This is a genomic window from Corynebacterium sp. 74A (genome assembly GCF_008930665.1).
In the GTDB taxonomy this organism is placed as follows: Bacteria; Actinomycetota; Actinomycetes; order Mycobacteriales; family Mycobacteriaceae; genus Corynebacterium; species Corynebacterium megadyptis.
Window position 1 is genome coordinate 107830 of record NZ_PQMG01000001.1, and the last position, 20898, is coordinate 128727.

Annotated in this window: 15 protein-coding genes; 6 read left to right on the forward strand and 9 right to left on the reverse strand. The window is 62.5% G+C overall.

Features of this window, described 5'->3' with window-relative positions:
* Positions 1-172: 172 nt before the first annotated feature.
* The 3 genes from GBB11_RS00490 to GBB11_RS00500 all read left to right on the forward strand — a co-directional run bounded on the left by GBB11_RS00490 (position 173) and on the right by GBB11_RS00500 (position 3117).
* Positions 173-1801, forward strand: a complete 1629-nt coding sequence (locus tag GBB11_RS00490) for an alpha-glucoside-specific PTS transporter subunit IIBC (protein ID WP_151548589.1) — start codon at positions 173-175, stop codon at positions 1799-1801.
* Between the two features lie 87 nt (positions 1802-1888).
* Positions 1889-2662, forward strand: coding sequence for a MurR/RpiR family transcriptional regulator (locus tag GBB11_RS00495; protein WP_151548590.1), 774 nt, complete (start codon positions 1889-1891; stop codon positions 2660-2662).
* Entirely contained in the window at positions 2659-3117 is a 459-nt protein-coding gene (locus GBB11_RS00500; RefSeq protein ID WP_151548591.1) for a hypothetical protein, read from the forward strand. Before GBB11_RS00495 ends, GBB11_RS00500 begins: the two co-directional genes overlap by 4 nt.
* Positions 3118-3240: 123 nt before the next feature.
* On the opposite strand, the gene meaB is transcribed toward GBB11_RS00500, so the two are convergent.
* The 3 genes from meaB to GBB11_RS00515 all read right to left on the reverse strand — a co-directional run bounded on the left by meaB (position 3241) and on the right by GBB11_RS00515 (position 8746).
* Positions 3241-4377 carry a methylmalonyl Co-A mutase-associated GTPase MeaB gene (gene meaB, locus GBB11_RS00505; RefSeq protein ID WP_151548592.1) on the reverse strand — a complete coding sequence of 379 codons (1137 nt, stop codon included), beginning with the start codon at positions 4375-4377 and terminating at the stop codon, positions 3241-3243.
* A 282-nt stretch (positions 4378-4659) separates the two neighbouring features.
* Positions 4660-6903, reverse strand: a complete 2244-nt coding sequence (gene scpA / locus GBB11_RS00510; RefSeq protein ID WP_151548593.1) for a methylmalonyl-CoA mutase — start codon at positions 6901-6903, stop codon at positions 4660-4662.
* A gap of 7 nt (positions 6904-6910) precedes the next feature.
* Positions 6911-8746 (reverse strand): methylmalonyl-CoA mutase family protein, encoded by a 1836-nt coding sequence (locus GBB11_RS00515; RefSeq protein ID WP_370513506.1) that lies wholly within the window; start codon positions 8744-8746, stop codon positions 6911-6913.
* A 521-nt stretch (positions 8747-9267) separates the two neighbouring features.
* Here GBB11_RS00515 and GBB11_RS00520 point away from each other — a divergent pair.
* Positions 9268-10002, forward strand: coding sequence for a TVP38/TMEM64 family protein (locus tag GBB11_RS00520; RefSeq protein ID WP_151548594.1), 735 nt, complete (start codon positions 9268-9270; stop codon positions 10000-10002).
* 98 nt (positions 10003-10100) lie between these two features.
* A complete protein-coding gene (locus tag GBB11_RS00525) occupies positions 10101-10679 on the forward strand; it encodes a MarR family transcriptional regulator (RefSeq protein WP_151548595.1) in 579 nt (192 codons plus the stop codon).
* Positions 10680-10758: 79 nt separating this feature from the next.
* Here GBB11_RS00525 and GBB11_RS00530 read toward each other — a convergent pair whose 3' ends face one another.
* The 6 genes from GBB11_RS00530 to GBB11_RS00555 form a co-directional block, all read right to left on the reverse strand.
* Complete coding sequence (locus GBB11_RS00530) at positions 10759-11994, reverse strand: SPFH domain-containing protein (protein ID WP_151548596.1); 1236 nt, start codon at positions 11992-11994, stop codon at positions 10759-10761.
* Between the two features lie 8 nt (positions 11995-12002).
* Positions 12003-12437 carry an NfeD family protein gene (locus GBB11_RS00535; protein ID WP_151528754.1) on the reverse strand — a complete coding sequence of 145 codons (435 nt, stop codon included), beginning with the start codon at positions 12435-12437 and terminating at the stop codon, positions 12003-12005.
* Positions 12438-12462: 25 nt separating this feature from the next.
* A complete protein-coding gene (locus tag GBB11_RS00540; protein ID WP_151548597.1) occupies positions 12463-13296 on the reverse strand; it encodes a DUF3097 domain-containing protein in 834 nt (277 codons plus the stop codon).
* 1 nt (position 13297) lies between these two features.
* A complete protein-coding gene (locus GBB11_RS00545; protein WP_151548598.1) occupies positions 13298-14410 on the reverse strand; it encodes a ferrochelatase in 1113 nt (370 codons plus the stop codon).
* A gap of 161 nt (positions 14411-14571) precedes the next feature.
* Positions 14572-16284: a DIP1281 family NlpC/P60 protein gene (locus tag GBB11_RS00550; protein ID WP_225979074.1), complete on the reverse strand. Its 1713-nt coding sequence runs from the start codon at positions 16282-16284 to the stop codon at positions 14572-14574.
* A gap of 777 nt (positions 16285-17061) precedes the next feature.
* Positions 17062-17583 (reverse strand): DUF6676 family protein, encoded by a 522-nt coding sequence (locus tag GBB11_RS00555; RefSeq protein WP_151548599.1) that lies wholly within the window; start codon positions 17581-17583, stop codon positions 17062-17064.
* Positions 17584-18009: 426 nt separating this feature from the next.
* On the opposite strand from GBB11_RS00555, the gene acnA reads away from it, so the two are divergent.
* Positions 18010-20814: an aconitate hydratase AcnA gene (gene acnA, locus GBB11_RS00560; protein WP_151548600.1), complete on the forward strand. Its 2805-nt coding sequence runs from the start codon at positions 18010-18012 to the stop codon at positions 20812-20814.
* Positions 20815-20898 lie beyond the last annotated feature (84 nt).

Genomic DNA, 20898 nt, shown 5'->3' on the forward strand with positions numbered 1-20898 from the left:
CCGCGGCACAGAAGGCCGCGATGCTCCAAAATCTGGAGTGTTCTCCAGCCGGCGCAAAAGTGCTTCTCAGCACTGAAGCGAAGAACTATGAATAGAGACAAAGCCAATACACACGCAGCTCATGACACCTGCACCCTAGCTGCGCCCCTGAAGTGGAAAGGGACGAGAAACCATGATGGAGAAAGTCCAGAGGTTCGGCTCGGCCATGCTGGCCCCGGTCCTCATCTTCGCTTTCGCTGGCCTCGCGGTGGGCCTGTCAATCATCGCGCTGAACGAAGACCTCGTGGGCGGAATTGCCGCCGAGGGAAGTTGGTGGTGGTCTTTCTGGACCGTGTGGCAATCCGGCGCTTGGACAGTCTTCAATCAGATGGAGCTGCTTTTCGTGCTGGGCCTGCCTATCGCCCTCGCCAAAACAGCCAATGCTCGCGCTGTGCTGGAAGCCGCGATGGTGTATCTGACCTTCCAGTACTTCCTCAGCTCTATCTTGGAGCACTTCGGCGATAAGCTCGGTGTGGACTTCAGCGCTGAGGTCGGCGGCACCTCCGGTTTGAAGGAGATCGCCGGCATCAAGACCCTCGACACCGGTATTTTCGGGGCGATCATTGTCTCCGCGATCGTGGTGTGGTTGCACAACCGCTACTTCAACACGAAGCTGCCGGACTTCCTCGGCATCTTCCAGGGCACCCAATACGTCTATGCCCTCGGGTTTTTCCTCATGATTCCGGTGGCACTACTCACCGCGTTTATCTGGCCGAGTATCCAGAACGGTATCGCCAGCATGCAGGGATTCTTTATCTCCTCCGGCGTCTTTGGCGTGTGGCTGTACACGTTCATGGAGCGCATCCTCATCCCCACGGGACTCCACCACTTCATCTACACCCCCTTCGTCTTTGGCCCCGCAGTGGTGCCCGATGGCATTACCAAGTACTGGGTGGCGCATCTGAATGAGTATGCCGCCTCCACCGAATCCTTGAAGGATCTCTTCCCCTCGGGCGGTTTCTCGCTGCACGGCAACTCCAAGGTATTCGCCCCGATCGGTATCGCGGCCGCGTTTTATACGACAGCTCGCCCCGAACGGCGCAAGGAAACCCTCACCCTGCTGGTACCGGTGTGCTTGACCGCCATTCTCATTGGCATCACCGAGCCGCTGGAGTTTACCTTCCTCTTCGCTGCCCCGATTCTTTTCGTCGTCCACGCCCTCTTGGCCGCGACGATGGCCGCGGTCATGTACTCCTTCGGCGTGGTGGGCAACATGGGCGGTGGCTTGATCGACTTCGTGTTCCAGAATTGGGTGCCGCTGTGGGCTAACCACCACGCCACCTATATCGCTCAGATCCTCATCGGTCTCACTTTCACTGCCATCTACTTCCTGCTCTTCCGCTTCCTCATCCTCAAGCTCGACCTAAAGACTCCTGGGCGCGAGGCCGATGGAGCCGACGTGAAGCTCTACTCCAAGAAGGAATACCGCGAGATGCAGGCCGCGAAGAAAGCGGAGAAGAAAGGCAGCACGGACACCGGCGATACCACGGCGGCCGATGATCCCTATAGCCAACGCGCCCGGGATTTCCTGGCCCTGCTCGGCGGCCCAGCGAACATTACGGATGTGAATAACTGCGCCACCCGGTTGCGGGTATCAGTGGATGATGCCACGCTGGTCTCCGATAATGACGCCGATTTCAAGGATGCGGGGGCGATGGGCATCGTCCGTAAGGGCCGCGCCTTCCAGGTGATCGTCGGCATGGACGTCCCCCAAGTCCGCGACGCCTTCGAAGCGATGGTCACAAGCGACTCTCCTGCGTAGTGCCTCGCGCTGCACCTCGTTCCGTGCCTGCACGCAGCGTCCACGAGGTGCAGCAGATGCGCTAACTCTAGGGATAGACTATGAGCCATGAATCTGGCGGATCATGTAAAAAAGATTGAGCTCCGGCTCAGTGCCACTGAACGTGATGTCTTGGCCTTCATTTTGGCCGAGCAGGAATTCGTGGCCGATGCCACGCTGAGCGCTGTGGCACACCGGGCGTTCACCTCAACCTCGAGCGTGATCCGTTTGACCCAAAAGCTCGGCTTCACTGGGTTCGGCGAACTCAAGTTCTTTATCAAAAACTCCCTCGCGCACATCCCCACCCCCTCGGAGGACCTCGTTGGGGTGCTGCGCTCGGATGTGGAGGCCACTCTCACGACCATGGAGGGCACCGATCTCTCCGAGATCCTGCGCTGGATCGCCGGTGCGCGCACGCTGTACTGCTTCGCCACCGGCTATGCGCAGCGGCTTGCCACCGAGGAATTCGCCAAGTCATTGATTTCGAGCCGGCGCTTTACCGTGGTGTTGCCGACCATCAACGAGTTCAGTGCCTCCACCGCGGTCATGGGGCCAGAAGACATGGTGGTGATCGTCTCTCTCTCGGGGGCGACCGATGGCCTCGAGGAGATTCTGCACGAGATGGAGCTGCGCGGGATCAGGGTACTACTGATCGCGGCACGCAGCGATGGCTATATCGCCCAGCATGCCGATCGCACCCTCACCTACACCTCAACACCGACAATGACCAGCATCAACGCCGGGCTGCACCATTCCTTTGTGGGATTGAACGTGCTGCTGGACTATGTGGCCCGCAGCCTTATTGTCTACAACGAACAGCAACTAGAAAGCAGGCGCTCGTGAGCACATTCTTCGCGATGTTCAAGGACTATCGTCGTACCACTACGATTCTCTTTTGGTATTGGCTGCTCAGCGCCGTGGCCTATCTCCTCTACCAAACCGCGGTGAGTACCCAGACGGGGATGAGCTTCGAGGAGGTCATCACCGATCCCAGCGTGGCGTTGGCGTTCGTGGCCAGCTGCTCGGTGATTATTATGGCTGCACTCCTCCGTGTGGCCGAGGCCGAAAATCTGCGCACGCTGCGCATCTACGCCATATTCAGCGTTATCCACCAATTGCTTACCGGCAATGTCATTGGGCTTATCCTCGCCGCGCTGATCGTGTACTACCTGCCCCGAGCGAAGGGCGAGAGCTTCGCCCCCACCCAGAAGCTGATCCTTAGTGGCGGCATGGTGCTCATCGGGCTTGTGCTTGTGCTGTGGCTGGTCGCGCAGCTCAACCGGATGCTGGGTGGCTAGGCACCAGCGCAGACACAGCTGCACCGCCATCCCCGTGGGCGTGGGGCTGGCGGTGCAGCTGTGTGCTCTCACCAAAGCCAGCACGAGAGCAGGCCTGAGAGTCGGCCTGAGCGGGTATCGGCTCTAGTTGGCGTTGTCACTCTGCCCCGGCGTCGGTGCCGGCTGCGCAACGTTATCGAAGGCGGCGAGGATGCGCTCGGCGGCGAGCGTCGGGGTGATCTGCCCCTGTTTGAGCTGCGATTCCACTAATTGCTTTGTCTCTTGCACCGAAGCATTGGTGTTGAGCCGCTGCAGAATGGTTTCGTGCACCATCTGCCACATCCAGCCCACCTGCTGTTCGCGGCGCAGCCGCTCGAAGGCGCCGGTCTCCAATTGGCACTGGTGGTGCTTTTCCACGATCTCCCAGAATTCGGAGATCCCGGTGTCCTCCACAGCGGACATGGTGATTGTTGGTGGGTGCCAATCATCGTCCTCGGAACGCACCATGCGCATCGCCGCGGCCAGTTCTCGGGCGGCGCGCTTGGCGTTCTTTTTATTCGAGCCATCGGCCTTATTGATGGCCACCAGATCAGCCATCTCCAGCACGCCCTTCTTAATGCCTTGGAGCTGATCGCCCGCCCCAGAGAGGGCGAGGAAAGTGAAGCAGTCCACCATATTGGACACGGCCACCTCGCTTTGGCCCACGCCGACGGTTTCGACGATGATGATGTCGAAGCCCGCGGCCTCGAAGACCACCATGGATTCGCGCGTGGCCTTCGCCACGCCTCCCAGGGTGCCCGCCGAGGGCGAGGGGCGGATAAAAGCATCATCCTGCGCCGAGAGCTTCGCCATGCGGGTCTTATCGCCCAAGATCGAACCGCGGGTCTTGGTGGATGAGGGATCCACCGCCACCACCGCCACCTTGTGGCCCTCATTGACCAGCTTCATACCGAGACTTTCGATCGTGGTGGACTTACCCACTCCGGGCACACCGGTGATGCCCACGCGTAAGGCATTGCCGCTAAAGGGCAGCAGCTTCACCAGCAGTTCCTGCGCTAATACTCGATGCGCTGCCGCGCTGGACTCCAGCAGCGTAATCGCGCGAGCAATCGCGGTGCGCTCACCATTGCGGACGCCGTCGAAAAGCTCATCAACATTAATGCGGCGGCGTGCCCTTTTCACCTTCTCCGGGGCCACGGCGGTGGCAGTGCCAAGATCGGTTCCGGCCGTGGTAGTCAGCGATCCGAGGTTTTCCTCAAGGTATTCGCGTGTGCCCTCCATGATTAGGTGCTCCCAGCCTTTCTCTGCAGTAAATAGTCCTTCGTTCCCCATTGTGCCTGAGTGCCCCAGCGCGTGAGTCCAGATGGGGTTAATAAGAATCACCCTCACCGCTCCCGGGCCCGTGTGTACCTCCCCCAGGGCAGGCCGCAGCGTGGCAGGTCGTGATTCCCTAGCTCTGCCCTCGACGCACAACCGCCCCTTGCACAGGCCACGATGTGGCGGGTGTGTAAGGGGCGGTGCGTGAGCGGCTAAGCCGGCAGCGAACGTAGCGGCGATGGCGCGCTACTCCGCTGCGGCCTCCTCCTTCGGATCAGGAAGATCGAAGCCGAGATCGGCGGCAAGCTTTTGCATCATGTCGATGGCAGAGTCCGCGATCACGGTGCCCGGCGGGTAGATCGCGGCGGCGCCGTCGTCGTAGAGCTCCTGGAAATCTCCGGGAGGAATCACGCCGCCGACGACGATCATGATGTCCTCGCGGCCCAGCTTCTTCAGCTCCTCCTTCAGCGCGGGCACCAGGGTGAGGTGACCGGCGGCAAGGGAGGACACGCCCACCACATGCACGTCAGCGTCCACGGCGGCGCGGGCGGCCTCGGCCGGGGTCTGGAACAGCGGTCCCACATCCACGTCCATGCCCAGATCGGCGTAGGCGGAAGCCACCACCTTCTGGCCGCGGTCATGGCCGTCCTGGCCCATCTTGGCGATGAAGATACGCGGGCGGCGACCTTCCTCTGCCTCGAAGGCATCGGCCATCGTGATGGCGCGTTGCACGTTAGACACCTGGCCTTCCTTTCCGACCTCGTCCTTGTACACGCCCGACAGCGTGCGAATCTCGGCCTCGTGACGGCCAAAGACCTTCTCCAGAGCCATCGAGATCTCGCCCACGGTGGCCTTGGCGCGAGCCGCATCCACCGAGAGCTTGAGCAGGTTGAGGGAGAGATCCCCGGCTTCCTTCTCGTCCTCGTGGGCGGCGGCATAGGTCAGGGCGTCGAGGGCCTTGGTTACTGCCTCTTCATCGCGGTCAGCGCGCAGGCGCTCCAACTTGTCCAGCTGTTCCTGACGCACGCGCGAGTTCTCAACCTTGAGCACCTCGATCTGCTCATCCTCGGCCACCACGTACTTATTCACACCGATGAGGGCCTGGCGGCCGGAGTCGATGCGGGCCTGGGTACGTGCAGCCGATTCCTCGATGCGCAGCTTCGGGATGCCCTCGGCGGTGGCCTGAGCCATACCGCCCGCGTCCTCCACCTCTTGGATGTGCTTGCGGGCGCGGTTGGCCAGCTCATTGGTGAGCCACTCGATGTAGTAGGAGCCAGCCCACGGATCCACCGGACGCACGGTGCCGGACTCCTGCTGCAACAGCAGCTGGGTGTTACGGGCAATACGAGCGGAGAAGTCGGTGGGCAGCGCCAGCGCCTCGTCGAGGGCGTTGGTGTGTAGCGACTGGGTGTGGCCCTGGGTCGCGGCCATTGCCTCGATGCAGGTACGGGGCACGTTGTTGTACACGTCCTGGGCGGTCAGGGACCAGCCGGAGGTCTGCGAGTGCGTACGCAGCGACTGCGACTTCGGGTTCTTCGGATCGAAGGTGGCCACGAGCTCGCTCCAGAGGAGGCGGCCGGCGCGCAGCTTCGCGATCTCCATGAAGGTGTTCATGGAAATGCCCCAGAAGAAGGACAGACGCGGGGCGAACTTATCCACGTCCAAGCCCACGGCCTTACCGGCGCGGATGTACTCCACACCATCGGCGAGGGTGTAGGCCAGCTCCAAGTCGGCGGTCGCACCGGCTTCCTGGATGTGATAGCCCGAGATGGAAATCGAGTTCCAGCGCGGCATCTTCATCGAGGTGTACTCGAAGATGTTGGAGATGATGCGCATGGAGGGCTGCGGCGGATAGATGTAGGTGTTACGGACCATGAACTCCTTCAGAATGTCGTTCTGAATAGTTCCGGCCAGCTGCTCCGGCTTCACGCCCTGCTCCTCAGCAGCGACGATGTAGAGAGCCAGAATCGGCAGCACGGCGCCGTTCATGGTCATCGACACCGACACGCTCGAGAGGTCAATGCCCTCGAAAAGCTGGCGCATGTCCAAGATGGAGTCGATGGCCACACCGGCCATACCGACGTCACCGAGCACGCGCTCATTGTCAGAGTCGTAGCCGCGGTGGGTGGCGAGGTCGAAGGCCACAGACAGGCCCTTCTGACCGGCGGCAAGGTTGCGGCGGTAGAAGGCATTGGACTCGGCCGCGGTGGAGAAGCCGGCGTACTGGCGAATCGTCCACGGCTGGTTGGTGTACATCGTCGGGTACGGCCCGCGCATGAATGGGGGCATACCGGGGAAGGAATCCAGCGGGTGCGAGGGGGTGTCATTGACAGCCTCATCGCGGTTGTCGCGGGTGAACACGCGGGCGACATCAATGCGCTCTGGGGTGGCCCAGACCTGCTCCTCGCCCTTGATCTCGTCTACGTTGCTAGCCGCAGTGGCTGCCTCGGGGGTACGAGCGACATCAGCGAAATTCGGGATGGTGGTCATTGTCTCCTCACGCTCCCAGCTTCTCGAGCAACTCGGACAAGGTGCCGGCTGCGTCGATGGTCATATTTACGTAGCCGTCTGGCTTCTCCTCGGCATCGGCGAAGGACTTCTCCGCGCCGGCCAGGAGGATTTCCTTCACCCCGGCCTCGCGCAGGGCTGTGACGGCCGCTTCGCCGGAGGCGGCGTATTCCTGGTCGGTGCCACAGATCACCACGATCGGCGATGCCTGTGCAGCGGCGGTGAACTCCTCGGTGCCGGGCTCTACCTGGCCCGGGTTAAGGGCCTGGATACCGCCGGTGGCGAGCAGGTTGGTGGTGAAGCCGGTGCGCACATTGTGCTTAGCCAGCGGGCCCAAAGGAATCAGGCCGATCTGCGGGCGCTCACCCTTCTCGGCGAGGAACTCGTCGGAACGGTCACGCAGTCGCTCGAACTCGGCAGCCCAGCGGCGAATACCCGGGGTGGCATCGCGTTTCTCTGGGGGCAAGGGGGTTTCCGCGAGGTTCGGGAACTCGTTGATGCCGGTGACCTTCTTGCGGCGGTGAGCCACATCCACGCGGGTGAGCTCGGCCTGCTTATCCAGTGCAGCCTGCACGGTCTCGGTGCTGGAGCTAAAGCCGCCCTCGCCCTCGATGGAGGTGAAGATCTCCCATGCGTTGTCGGCGATCTGGGCGGTCAGCGACTCCACGTAGAAGGAGCCGCCGGCGGGGTCGATCACGTGACCCAGGTGCGACTCCTCCAGCAGCAACAGGTTGGTGTTGCGGGCGATGCGGTGAGTAAAGTTACGGGAGGCGGTGGGCATACCGCCGGGGACAGCCGCGTCGAAAGGCAGCACCTCGATGTCCTGGGCGCCACCGACACCGCCGGCGAAGGCGGCCACGGTCACGCGCAGCATGTTCACCCACGGATCACGCTGCGAGAACATTACCGGCGCGGTGGTCGCGTGCACCACAGCCGACCCGGCCTCGGGCACGCCGATGACCTCGGCAACGCGGGCCCACAGGCTGCGCAGGGCACGCAGCTTGGCGATCTGCGCGAATTGCTCATCGGTGACGGCAACCCGGAAAGCGATCTGGCCGAGTGCTTCCTCGGCCGAGAGCCCGGCGTCGACAAGCGCGCGCAGGTACTCGACGCCAGCGGCAATACCGTAGCCGATCTCCTGGATATCGCTGGCGCCTTGGTTGGACAGCGGCACGGTATCCACGAGGATGGCGCGTACCGTACCGGGGCGCTTGGCGGCGGCCACGGCCAGTTCCACGGCCTCGTCGAGGCTGATGGTCTCGGAGCCGTCATAGACGGCGGTGAGCGGGGCAGCGCCGAGATCGATGTTCACGCCCTCGGCTACCTCCTCGCCGGCCTCGTCGATCAGCTGGTAGAGCGCATCTGCCGCGGCAGAGACCGTGGCGCCGGCGTTGAGGCGGATCGGGGCGAGATCCAGCAGCACTCCGTCGAGAGTTTTCTCCAGATCGGTGCCATCGATGATGAGGTGAGTGGTGCCCACACGCAGGGCATGCAGGATGTCCTTGTTGGCGGTCTCGCCTTCGAAGGACTCGGCCACTCCCCAGCCCTCACGAGCGTGAGCAGTCTTGTCACCGCGCAGGTACGGGAAGTGTCCGGGAGCAGCTGCCTCCGCGAGCTCATCGGCCCGGTTGTAGAGCGGCTTGATGTCTACATCGTTATAGGTGGCCTTCACCAACTTTTTCCACACATCGAGTGGAACGTCGGCGACATCTTTCTTCTGTACCCGTGCGAACACTTTGGCTACTGCCTTGTGCCACGCGTTCTCCATCTCCGAGTAGTTCTCGGGAAGATCAGCGTTGGGGGTACCGGACTGTGTATCAGTCACAGTGAACCTTCTCCCTTATGGAGCCGTCCCCTGCCTCGCGTGCAGGCGCCACGCATACAGCGCATGCCCCACCATCTGGTGCGGCCGCGCGACGCCCGAGCCAGGGCAGAGACCGACTCTCTAGCTTGATTTGTCGCAGAAATATTCTCTTCGAATCGTGACCTCTTCCAGCGCAAGAAATGGTCCCGCAGGGCGGTGCGTCGAGCACCCATTCCCTGTCGCAGTGCGGGCTCCGTTTCTTCCAAGGCGGTATCTCCGTGCGAGGCGATGTGCTCACACTGAGCCCTCGTATCCGGAAACGGTCACATTCACCTCATCAGTGTAGTGCCAAGCCCCCGCTTCATGTGAAGATTGACGCCGCCGTCGCCAGCCCTGCCCGCGCATAGCTGCGGAAGTGCACGGATTCATACTCACCAATGTGGGTAATAAAGCAACACCACCCTGTTGGTTTGTCCACAGAGTGTGCCCGCAGTCCGTGGCCATATGGGCGGATACGGGCACGGGCGCTATGCTCAGAGCCCATGCACAGACTCTCCGCCGCTGCGCACCGCGTAGCTCGCTCGCTGCGTGGAATCGCCCGCGGTTTCCGCGCGCTGTCGCGGCTGCGCCAGGTGGCCATCGTGGGGTGCATCCTGGCGGTGATCGCGGTACCGCTACTGGTGGATATTCCCAGTATGGAGCAGTGGCGCGCCTGGAGCGAGGCGCTGGGCCCGGGGTTCGTGCTGGCGTTTGCCGCCATCTATATCGTGGCCACCCAGTTCCCTATTCCGCGCACTGTTTTCACCCTCTCCAGCGGCGTGCTTTTCGGGCCACTCATCGGCATTGTGCTTGCGCTGAGCTGCACGACTGTCTCGGCATGGATCTCTCTGAGTGTGGTGCGGGCATTCCTCAGCGACTGGATCCGCCCCCATCTCACCCACCCAGCGGTGGAGGCCATCAATACTCATCTGCGCCGCCGCGGCTGGCTGGCCGTCACCAGCCTGCGCATGATCGCTGGGGTGCCCTTTTCCATTCTCAACTACGTGGCCGCGATCTCAGAGGTGCCGCGTCGCTGGTTCACCCTCGCCACCCTCATCGGCTCGGCGCCAGGCACCATCGCCACCGTGGTGCTGGGATCGGCATTGAGCCACGGCGGCGATGCACGCCTTGTTCTCATCACCATCGCCCTGCTCATCATGGGCGCCATGGGGATGCTTATCGACGCTCTCCTGCCGCTTCGCCCGGCCTCCCCACACACGCCCCAGCCTTCGGTATAGTCTACGTTTAGGACTTGACTTAAGGGACGCCCTCTCGGCCAGTATCTAGGCCCGGTGGCGTCCCCTCCCCATGAGTGCCAGGTGAAAAAGGGGTCTAGATGTTTGCTGTACACGCCCGTTATCGGGGCCGTTCCACCCACCGCGCCGAGCTGGTGGCACGCTCCGCCGAGGCGCTGTCCACCCTCGATGGTGTCGGGACTTTCAACGTCTTAGGGGTGGAGGATATCTGTGCGGCCATCGACTCCGCCCGCGCCACCACTGATACCGCGATGGCGCTGCTGAGCGCCGGCGAATGGGCGGTCTCCATCGGGGTGACTCCCCTGTCCAATGACACCGGGCGGGTGCAGGCCATCGCTACGGCTGCGATGCCGCAGCGGGTGCGCGCGGGCACGGTCAAGGCACAGATCTCCGCCCCTGGCGTGGATACGGCGGATATCACCGAAGACATTATTGCCGTGTTCGCCCTGCTCAATCATGTGTTCTCCAAGCGCACCCACGAGGGCCGCGAGGCCACCGCCTTGGTGCGCCAGGGATTGAATCAAAATGAAGCTGCCGAGGAACTGGGCATCTCGAAACAGGCAATGTCGCAGCGGCTGCAGGCGGCGGGCTGGCTGGCGGAATCCGCCGGCTGGCAACTGGCGGTACACCTTCTACAGCGGGCGGACTCGCTCGCCTAGCCCGGATACGCCACCCCGCACACGCGAGCGGCCCCGTCCCCAGCAGAAGAAGCGTGGGGCGGGGCCGCGAGTACAGTCCTTAGTCCGCGGGCTGCTGCGGTGTGCGTGACGCCGGAGTATCCGGTAGCGGGCTGGGTGCTGTGTCGAGCGCAGAGTGCTGCGGTGTAGCCGTGCCGTCTGGTACTGAGGCCTCGATCGAGCGTGCCGGATCGGACTCGTCCACCGGCTTATTGGCCACGGCATTTGCGGCGGCCACCGCTGCGGCGATCTCGGGGGCGGATTCGGTATTGAACCAATCCTCGTCCTCATCCACCTCGGCGACGCGCTTGGTTTCCTCATCCACGCCGGTGGGCTCGTAGCGGAACACACCCTCCTCGTCCTTTTTGGCGAAGGACTTGGCGAAGCGCTCCAGGGAGTCACCGAATTGGGATGGGATCATCCACGTGGTGTTGCCCTCGCCCTCGGCGATCTTCGGCAGCTTCTCCAAGTACTGATAGGCCAGCACCTCCGGGGTGAGCTTGGAGGCCTTGACCGCCGCATTGACCTTCTGAATGGCGCGGGCCTCGCCTTGGGCGCGCAGATAGATAGCGGCGCGTTCACCCTCAGCCTTGAGCATCATGGCTTGGCGCTCGGCTTCGGCGGCGAGAATCGAGGCGTGCTTTTCACCCTCCGCCCCGAGGATACGAGCCTGCTTCTCGCCCTCGGCGGTCTTGATGTCCGCCTCGCGCTGGCCCTCGGCCGTGAGGATCATGGCGCGCTTTTCCCGCTCGGCCTTCATCTGCTTCTCCATGGAGGCCTGAATGGAGGATGGCGGATCAATGGCCTTCAGCTCCACACGGGAGATGCGCAGACCCCACTTCGTGGTGGCATTGTCGAGCTCGCCGCGGAGACGACGGTTAATCACCTCGCGGCTGGTGAGGGTTTCCTCCAAGGTCATGCCACCGACCACGTCACGCAGGGTGGCTACAGAGATCTGTTCCACGCCCACGATGTAGTTGTCCACACCATAGATGGCGCGATCGGGTTCGTTAATTTGGAAGGTCACCACCGTGTCGATAGCGACGGTGAGGTTGTCTTGGGTGATCACGGCCTGCGGCGGGAAGGACACCACCCGCTCACGGGTGTCGACCTTGGCGCGCACCTTATCCACGAAGGGGATGAGGAAGCCAATGCCTGGGGCGATGGTCTGGGTGTATTTACCCAAGCGCTCCACCACGGCGGCGGAGCCCTGGGGAACGATCACAATAGAGCGTGCGATAGCGACCGCGACAAACACGATCACCAGCGCAAATAATGCGAGAGGAAGAAATTCCATGGCTATGGTTATGAGCTCTCTTTCCACACGACGGCGGTGGCGCCGTCAATTCTGAGGACATGAACGGTATCGTCCGGTTGATAGGACTCGGCAGGATCAACTGCACGAGCCGACCACAGATCGCCATCGAGGCGAATCAAACCGCGGTGCTCATCCACCGGCTCCACCACCACGGCGGAGCGGCCAGCAAGCGCTGCGAGGGAGCTACCTCGATCCGAGGTAGACGAGAGCATCTTCTTTCGAAGAACCGGTTTGACGAAGAAGATCATGCTCACTGATACCACTGCGAACACGATGAGCTGCACCCACAAGGAATCGCTGAGCAGCGCGGAACCAGCCCCAGCGAGGGCCCCTGTTCCGAGCATGAGAAAGGTGAGCTCGCCGACGAACATTTCTGCACCGACGAGCGCTATGCCTGCAATGAACCAAATTAGTGCACTCACACTGTCCAGAATACGTGAAAAAGTACTAAGTGAGGTCTTCCTTAGTTAGCTCGGGAACGGTGACGAAATCCACGAGCCGTTCCACCGCCCCGATGAGCGTGGAATCGAGATCACGGAAGCTGTGCACGGCGCTATACACCCGGTTCCATCCTTCGCGCGGGTCGGACCAGCCCACCCGGCGGCAGATCCCTTCCTTCCAGTCTTCGCCATAGGGCACCTCCGGCCATGCTGTGAGTCCGAGGCGCTCGGGCTTGACCGCCGCCCATATATCCACATAGGGGTGGCCGGTGACGAACACATCGGGGCCGAGGCGCTCGGTTAAGCGGGTCTCCTTGGAACCGCGCACGAGGTGATCGGCCAGCACCCCGATACGCCGGCCGGGGCCAGGCTGGAACTCGGCCAGTCGCTGCTCGAGATTATCCAAGCCCTCCAGATATTCCACCACCACGCCTTCGACGCGAAGATCGTGGCCCCACACCTTTTCCACGATCGCGGCATCATGGATACCTTCCACCCAAATGCGCGAGGGGGCGGCGACCTTCGCCTGCACATTGGCCACCTTGCGGGAGCCGGAATTGGAGCGCTGCGGGGCACTCGGTGCCACATAGCGCTGCAGCGTGACCCGCTTGCCCTCCACGAGGAAAGCGCCTGGGCGCAGCACGAATACTCGGCGGGTACCACGGCGGTCTTCTAGCCGCACCACATCGCCCTCGACAGCCTTTTCATAGCCCACGATGGCACCGACGAATCCGGTGGCCAGCACCTCCACAACCTCGCCTGGAGGCAGCGCCAGCTGCGGGTAGCGGGGCGCGGAGCGGGAGGCGTGACCGGAAAAAATATCAGTGGAGTAGCGCGACATATCAGCCCTCTGCACTAGCGGGTCGGGCAGCCGGCCGGGTGGGCCGTGCCGAAGGACAGCATTCCGGAGAGCAGGGTGATCCATTGACCCCACAGCCATAGCTGGGCTCATGCCCCAGGCGCTGCGGGCTCACTAGCCCGCAGGCCTCGAGGATCAGCTCCATGATCATCTGTACGAAGCGGGGGTTGTGTCCCACCGAGGCAGCGCGATAGACGGAGACATCGCGCTTGTTGGCCGCAGCCACCAGCTCGGTATCGAGATCCCAAATCACCTCGATGTGGTCGGAGACAAAGCCAATGGGGAACACGATGAGCTCGCGCACTCCCTCATCGGCCAAGGCCTCCATATGGTCCACAATGTCGGGTTCCAACCACGGGATATGTGGAGCACCGGAGCGCGACTGCCACACCACATCCCAGTCGGTGATCCCGATCTTTTCCGCAACCAGACGCGCCGCCTCGGCGATCTGGGAAGAGTACAGCGCCCCGTCCTCGGGGCGGCCGGAGGCAGCATCGGCCGCAGTGGGGATGGAGTGGGCCGTAAATACCATGCGCGCCTGCGGGTGCTCAGCGATAAGCGGTGCCACCTCGTCCACGGCGGCCTGAATAAACGTGGGGTGATCGAAGAACTGCCGCAACTTGGTGAATTCGATCTCCGGCAGCCCCTTCTCGGCGAGGTGGCGGCGCATCCGCGCAATATCCTCGTGGTATTGCTTGCAGCCGGAGTATCCCGCCCAGGCGCTGGTGGCAAAGACATAGGCAGAGCGCACCCCGGCGGCGGCCATGCGCTCGACCGTCTCCTCGGCGAAGGGATGCCAGTTGCGGTTGCCGAAATACACCGGCAGATCCCAGCCATGGGCGGCGAGGCGCTGCTGCAGGTCGGAAATGATCTCACGGTTCTGCTCGTTGAGCGGGCTCACACCATCAAAATGGGCATAGTGCTCACCCACCTCCACGAGCCGCTCATCGGGGATACCGCGACCGCGGGTGACATTGCGCAAAAAGGGCAATACATCATCGGGGCCTTCCGGGCCGCCGAAGGAAAGAACGAGCAGTGCATCTGCCTCCGGGACCGAGTCCACGGGAGTTGAATCAGCAGAACGAGGCGATGTCATAGAAAGACACACTACCAACTTCATCCTCGGCTCCTTCACGCGGCGGCGCCCGAATGTGTCACCCGCGGCTGATAGACGACAACGACGCCGCTCTCCGTGGCTCTTTTCCCGCGGGGAGAAAAGTCAGGAGGGCGGCGTCGATAAGCGCCAGAGTGCTGTTACTAGATCAGGCGAACCACATAGGGGCTCATGCCGGCCCAGCGGACCGGGGACTTCTGCACATAGGAGCCGGACTGCGGCGCCTCGATCATCATCCCATTGCCCAAGTAGATGGTCACGTGGTGCTGCGCGTGGGTGCCGTAGAAGATGAGGTCACCGCGCTGCATCTGCGAGGGGCTCACCTTGGTGCCACGCTGATACTGATAGCCGGAATAGTGCGGCAGGGAGATGCCCACGCCGGCAAAGGCGTAGAGCGTCAACCCGGAGCAGTCGAAGCCGATCTTGTTGTAGTCGCCATACGAATCAGCCACGCCGCCATCGCGGATACCCTTCGTCGGGCCGTAGGCATTGCCGCCACCCCACGCGTAGGGCACGCCCAGCTGGCTTTCGGCCCGCGCGATCACGGTCTCGATCTTTTGCTGGCGAGTACCAGAGACCACCTCGGTGGCCTGCTCGCTCACATCCTCATCGGTGGTGGTGTTCGACGTTGCCTCGGTGGTGTTCTCCCCCGACACGGCTGCCACCGTAGTTGCCTCGGCGTCCTCGTCGGTGGGATAAGGATTGTCCAAGGCGGTGTGGTCCGGCTCATTGGCGGCGACCACGGCCTCGGCGGCTTCTTGGGAGGCGCGCTGGGCTTCCTCGCGGGCGGCCTGAGCCTTCTCCTCATCCTCGGCAGCCTTCTCGGCCTCGCGCTGGGCGGCTTCCGCCTCTGCACGCTTCGCCTCGGCCTCCTTGCGGATCTTCTCGCGCTCTTCGGCACGAGCCTTCTCGGCTTCCTCCGCAGCCTTGGCGGCGGCTTCGGCCTCCTTGCGGGCCTGTTCTTCCCGCTCCTGCTTGGCGCGACGCTCCTCGGCGGCCTTGCGCTCTTCCTCTGCCTTGCGCTTGCGCTCTTCTTCCGCGCGCTGGTACTCCTCGTACTCACTGCGCTGGGAGTTCAGCTCATCGGCGTGGCCTCGAGCGGCGTCGAGCTGCGCTTGGGCCTCGGCCTGCTCGCGCACCAGCTCGGAGCGACGGGCTTCCGCCTCTTCCAGCTGGCGAGAGCTCTCGTCAATCTGGTTACGGGCGTCTTGTTCCGCGTCCTCGGCTGCGCTGAGCTGCTCATCGGCCTTCTGGCGGGCCTGGCGCAGCAAGGACTCGGCATTGGCTTTAGAGGTGCGCAGCGAATCCAGGTTCTGGATGGCGTCCTTTTGCTCCTCCGCCCGCTGCCGCAGATAGGTCAAGCGGTCCAACGCATCGTCGGACGTGGAGGATCCGACGAGATCATTGAGGGAGGAGGGAGATACCGAGCGGCGATAGGCCGAACGGGCGATCTCATTCAGCAGTTTCTGGGCCTCGGCGATATCCGCCTGGCTCGCATCCAGCTCCTCGCGGGCTGTCTGGGCTTGCTGGCGCGATAGCTCGGCCACCGCGCGGGCATCCTGCAGATCCACAAGGGCCTTATTCACGGCTTCGCGAAGAGCACCCATCTCGTTTTCGATCGCAGCGATGGACTCGGCGGCATCTGCCACGGTGTTCGCCAACTGGGCGACACTCTGCGAGGAGGAATCCACGGCACTCAGGGCGTCCTGGATGGCCTCATCGGATGGATTACTCGGCGCGGCGTGGACGGACGTCGAAGCCAGCACGCACACAAGCGAGGAGGAAACAAGCGTCATCAGTGCACGGCGTGCGCGCCGCCGAGGGAAACGACCTCGGTGCTCGGTAGACGTGGCCACAAATTCTCCTTAGGCGCTATCGAAAACTAGATCAGAGCTACTCCTATCCCGCGCCCTGTGCCGCCTCAGCTAAGACAACACATGGTCAAGATAGGGGTGCAGCAACCGCAGCCTCACCCGCGGGAATCGGGCGTGCGGCGCGCGCACCATGTATCGGCCAGTGAGTACCGCACGGCTATTGCCATCACACCCGCCGTGTCTTCGACTCGAATTCTGCTCTGGATCTATCCTGCGACCACGGGTAAAAGCAAGCTTCCCCACGTGCTCTTCGATGTGGCCATGCGCCATCGCAGTGCGCCGGGAGTCTCAAACTCTGAGCGAGACTCACGCTCCTGTGATGAATGCGGGTAGGAACCAGCAGTCAATGAACTCGATATGAAGATATCCCGCCGCCGGCATGGCGCCAGAGGCGAGGGCGTTGTTCTTGATCACCACGCCGCTGGATGCGGCGCAGTAGAACAACTGTGGCGTCTGAAGGTGATAGAGGCTGAGAAACCTCGGTCTCTCGAACCCAGCACTACTCACAAGCTGACAATGGAAACATTAGGACACAATCGGTACCAATAACCAGACAATCCACTTGAGTCACACGAGTAAAGCCCTGCCCCATGACTCTGCGGGCGGCTCACCTGCGAACTTAGCTTTATCAAAAAGATATGTGAGTTTGCTCACTTGCGCAGAGATATCGGCGTGTCACGCTGCGAAAAGGGGCGAAAGTAGTGTTCGACTTTCGAACACGTCTGAATGCTAGGTTTAATACTGTCTAGCGTACAGGCTTTACTTGCAGTGAAGCTTCGCGCTCCAGCGAGCACTAAAAGCCGTCGCGACGGCCACGAGGGCGAGCGTGCCCACGACAAGAGGTACAGCCCCAACACTTGACCCAGGCAGTTCTTCGACCACCTCGCGCGCCCCAAGGACATAGTCCGTTGTGGTGGCGAGGCTATATTGCACACTTTCAATATCGGCGCGGGCATGCTCACTCGAGACCACCGCGGCACTGCCGGGAGTGCGCACCATCATCAAGCTGGAGTCCGTGGCATCGGCGGCCGCCTGTGCAATATCGCGTTCATCGCCCGGCCCAGGCTGCTTCGCGCCCAGCACGATGATCCCGGGATTCTCATAGCCCTCCCCCTCGGCCATGTCCACAACTTCCACGAGCTTGGCGTTGAGCGCCGCATTGCCCTCATGCTCATAGCTGAAGGCCACTCCATCCTCCTCAAGCTGGGCAATTATGGAGGCCATATCTATAGAGCTCGGAACCATGGATGCTGTATCGCTTTCTTGCTTATCGACGCTCACTCGCCGCCCCTCGGGACACCCCTAGTTAAGGGGGGCGGATCCTTGCCCACTGAGTCTAGTGCACCACTCCCCCAGATCTCGCTACCGCGCGGAGGGTATATATATTGCCCAATTCTTTGCCCACACGTGCTCTAATCTCCTCCATCTCCACGGCGTTCCGGCTACCATGGACAGATAGGTGCGGCGTGACGCACGCCGCCGTTTTCACCCCCGCGATGGGGTGGAAGCGCTGGCTGCACCGCGTTGCCCGCCCAATCTTTATTAAACATAACGAGCGTACTGTTATGCTGGTTTGGGTTCGCACCGGATACCAGTGCCCATGCATGTAAGTGGCACGGATTCGGGGCGCCGCGAGGGAGGAGTCAGCCTAAGACGAACCGCCCCTCGCAGCAGTTCACTCATATTTTCTAGGAAACGGAGCTTTACGTGACTGAAAGCAATAACTCCTTTGATGCGAAGAAGACGCTCGAGGTCGGCGATAAGTCTTATGACTACTTTGCCCTCGATGCCGTCGATGGCATGGAGAAGCTGCCCTACTCTCTGAAGGTTCTCGCCGAGAACCTTCTGCGTACCGAGGACGGGCTCAACACCACCGCCGACCACATCAAGGCACTAGCCAACTGGGATCCGGAGGCTGAGCCGGACACCGAGATTCAGTTCACCCCGGCCCGCGTGCTCATGCAGGACTTCACCGGTGTGCCCTGTGTGGTGGACTTGGCCACCATGCGTGAGGCCGTGTCTAGCCTGGGCGGCAACCCTGATCAGGTGAACCCCCTGAACCCGGCTGAGATGGTCATTGACCACTCCGTGATCGTCGAGGCCTTCGGCCGTTCCGACGCCCTGGAGAGGAACGTGGACATCGAGTACCAGCGCAATGAGGAGCGCTATAAGTTCCTCCGCTGGGGCGCCGAGAACTTCTCCAACTTCCGCGTTGTTCCTCCGGGAACCGGCATCGTCCACCAGGTGAACATCGAGTACTTGGCGCGCGTCGTCTTCGACAACGAGGGTCTCGCCTACCCCGATACCTGTATCGGCACCGACTCCCACACCACCATGGAAAACGGTCTCGGCATCCTCGGCTGGGGTGTCGGCGGTATTGAGGCAGAGGCCGCTATGCTCGGCCAGCCCGTATCCATGCTGATCCCGCGCGTGGTGGGCTTCAAGCTCACCGGCGAGATCCCCGCCGGCGTGACCGCCACCGACGTGGTGCTCACCATCACCGACATGCTCCGCCAGCACGGCGTGGTGCAGAAGTTCGTTGAGTTCTACGGCAACGGCGTGAAGCAGGTGCCGCTGGCCAACCGCGCCACCATCGGCAACATGTCCCCCGAGTTCGGTTCCACCTGTGCGATCTTCCCGATCGACGAGGAGACCACCAAGTACATGCGCCTGACCGGCCGCCCAGAGGAGCAGGTTGCTCTGGTCGAGGCCTACGCCAAGGCCCAAGGCATGTGGCTGGAGCAGGACGCCCCCGAGGCCAAGTACTCCGAGTACCTCGAGCTGGACCTGTCCACCGTGGAGCCCTCCATCGCCGGCCCGAAGCGCCCGCAGGACCGCATCAAGCAGTCCGAGGCCAAGGAGCAGTTCCGCAAGGATCTGCCGGACTACTGCTCTGCTGAGCCGGTCGACGCCTCCGAGCCCGCCAAGCGTATGGACCACGAGGGTCCGACGGGCGAGTCCGATGGCGCGTCCAACTACAACGCCTCCCGCGCCGGCCATGGCGAGTCCGCGGCTGAAGGTGCCGAGGGCCGCCAGTCCAACCCGGTCGTGGTGCAGTCCCCGCACGGTGGCGAATACACCATCGACCACGGCATGGTGGCTATCGCCTCCATCACCTCCTGCACCAACACCTCCAACCCCTCCGTGATGCTCGGCGCTGGCCTGATCGCCCGCAAGGCCGCGGAGAAGGGCCTGAAGGCAAAGCCGTGGGTGAAGACCATTTGCGCCCCCGGTTCCCAGGTTGTCGACGGCTACTACAAGCGCGCTGATCTGTGGAAGGACCTGGAGGCCCTGGGCTTCTACCTTTCCGGCTTCGGCTGCACCACCTGTATCGGTAACTCCGGCCCGCTGCCGCAGGAGATCTCGGACGCCATCAACGAGCACGACCTCACTGCTACCGCCGTGCTCTCCGGTAACCGTAACTTCGAAGGCCGCATCTCCCCCGATGTGAAGATGAACTACCTGGCCTCCCCGATCATGGTGATCGCCTACGCTATCGCCGGCACCATGGACTTCGATTTCGAGGCCCAGCCGCTCGGCCAGGACCAGGACGGCAACGATGTCTTCCTCAAGGACATCTGGCCCTCCACCCAGGAGATCGAGGACGTCATCGCAGAGTCCATCTCTCGCGACATGTACGTCGAGGACTACGCCGATGTGTTCAAGGGCGACGAGCAGTGGCGCTCCCTGGACATCCCCACCGGCAAGACCTTCGCATGGGATGAGGATTCCACCTACATCCGCAAGGCTCCCTACTTCGATGGCATGCAGCCCGAGCCGGCTCCGGTGGAGGACATCCACGGCGCTCGCGTGCTGGCGAAGCTCGGCGACTCCGTCACCACCGACCACATCTCCCCCGCCTCCTCCATTAAGCCCGGCACCCCCGCGGCGCAGTACCTGGACGAGAACGGTGTGGAGCAGCAGGACTACAACTCCCTGGGTTCCCGCCGTGGTAACCACGAGGTGATGATGCGCGGTACCTTCGCCAACATCCGCCTCGCCAACCAGCTGGTGGATGTGACCGGCGGCTACACCTTGGACTTCACCAAGGATGACGCTCCGCAGTCCTTCATCTTCGATGCCTGCGAGAACTACAAGGCCGAGGGCACCCCGCTGGTCGTGCTCGCCGGCAAGGAGTACGGCACCGGTTCCTCCCGCGACTGGGCTGCCAAGGGCACCCTGCTGCTGGGCGTGAAGGCCGTGATTACCGAGTCCTTCGAGCGTATTCACCGCTCCAACCTGATCGGTATGGGCGTCATGCCGCTTCAGTTCCCGGAGGGCGAGTCCCACGAGTCTCTGGGTCTGACCGGCCACGAGACCTTCGACATCACGGGCATCGAGGAGTTCAACAACGACTCCATCCCGAAGACCGTGCACGTCACCGCCACCGCGGAAGACGGCTCCACCACCGAGTTCGACGCCGTTGTGCGTATTGACACCCCCGGTGAGGCCCAGTACTACCGCCACGGCGGCATCCTGCAGTACGTGCTGCGCAACATGGTCAAGAGCTAGGTCCTAGCTCAGACGTGAGACAAGGCGGGCAGGAAGCATCCAATGCCACCTGCCCGCCTTTGTCGTGAAGAAAGTAGGTGCGGG

What these genes read in the sequence shown, in the direction of transcription:
- GBB11_RS00530 (WP_151548596.1), bottom strand. Translation starts at nt 11,994, where the DNA reads ATGGAATTTCTTCCTCTCGCATTATTTGCGCTGGTGATCGTGTTTGTC.
- GBB11_RS00495 (WP_151548590.1), top strand. Translation starts at nt 1,889, where the DNA reads ATGAATCTGGCGGATCATGTAAAAAAGATTGAGCTCCGGCTCAGTGCC.
- scpA (WP_151548593.1), bottom strand. Translation starts at nt 6,903, where the DNA reads ATGACCACCATCCCGAATTTCGCTGATGTCGCTCGTACCCCCGAGGCA.
- GBB11_RS00540 (WP_151548597.1), bottom strand. Translation starts at nt 13,296, where the DNA reads ATGTCGCGCTACTCCACTGATATTTTTTCCGGTCACGCCTCCCGCTCC.
- meaB (WP_151548592.1), bottom strand. Translation starts at nt 4,377, where the DNA reads ATGGAGGGCACACGCGAATACCTTGAGGAAAACCTCGGATCGCTGACT.
- GBB11_RS00520 (WP_151548594.1), top strand. Translation starts at nt 9,268, where the DNA reads ATGCACAGACTCTCCGCCGCTGCGCACCGCGTAGCTCGCTCGCTGCGT.
- GBB11_RS00490 (WP_151548589.1), top strand. Translation starts at nt 173, where the DNA reads ATGATGGAGAAAGTCCAGAGGTTCGGCTCGGCCATGCTGGCCCCGGTC.
- GBB11_RS00545 (WP_151548598.1), bottom strand. Translation starts at nt 14,410, where the DNA reads ATGACATCGCCTCGTTCTGCTGATTCAACTCCCGTGGACTCGGTCCCG.
- GBB11_RS00525 (WP_151548595.1), top strand. Translation starts at nt 10,101, where the DNA reads ATGTTTGCTGTACACGCCCGTTATCGGGGCCGTTCCACCCACCGCGCC.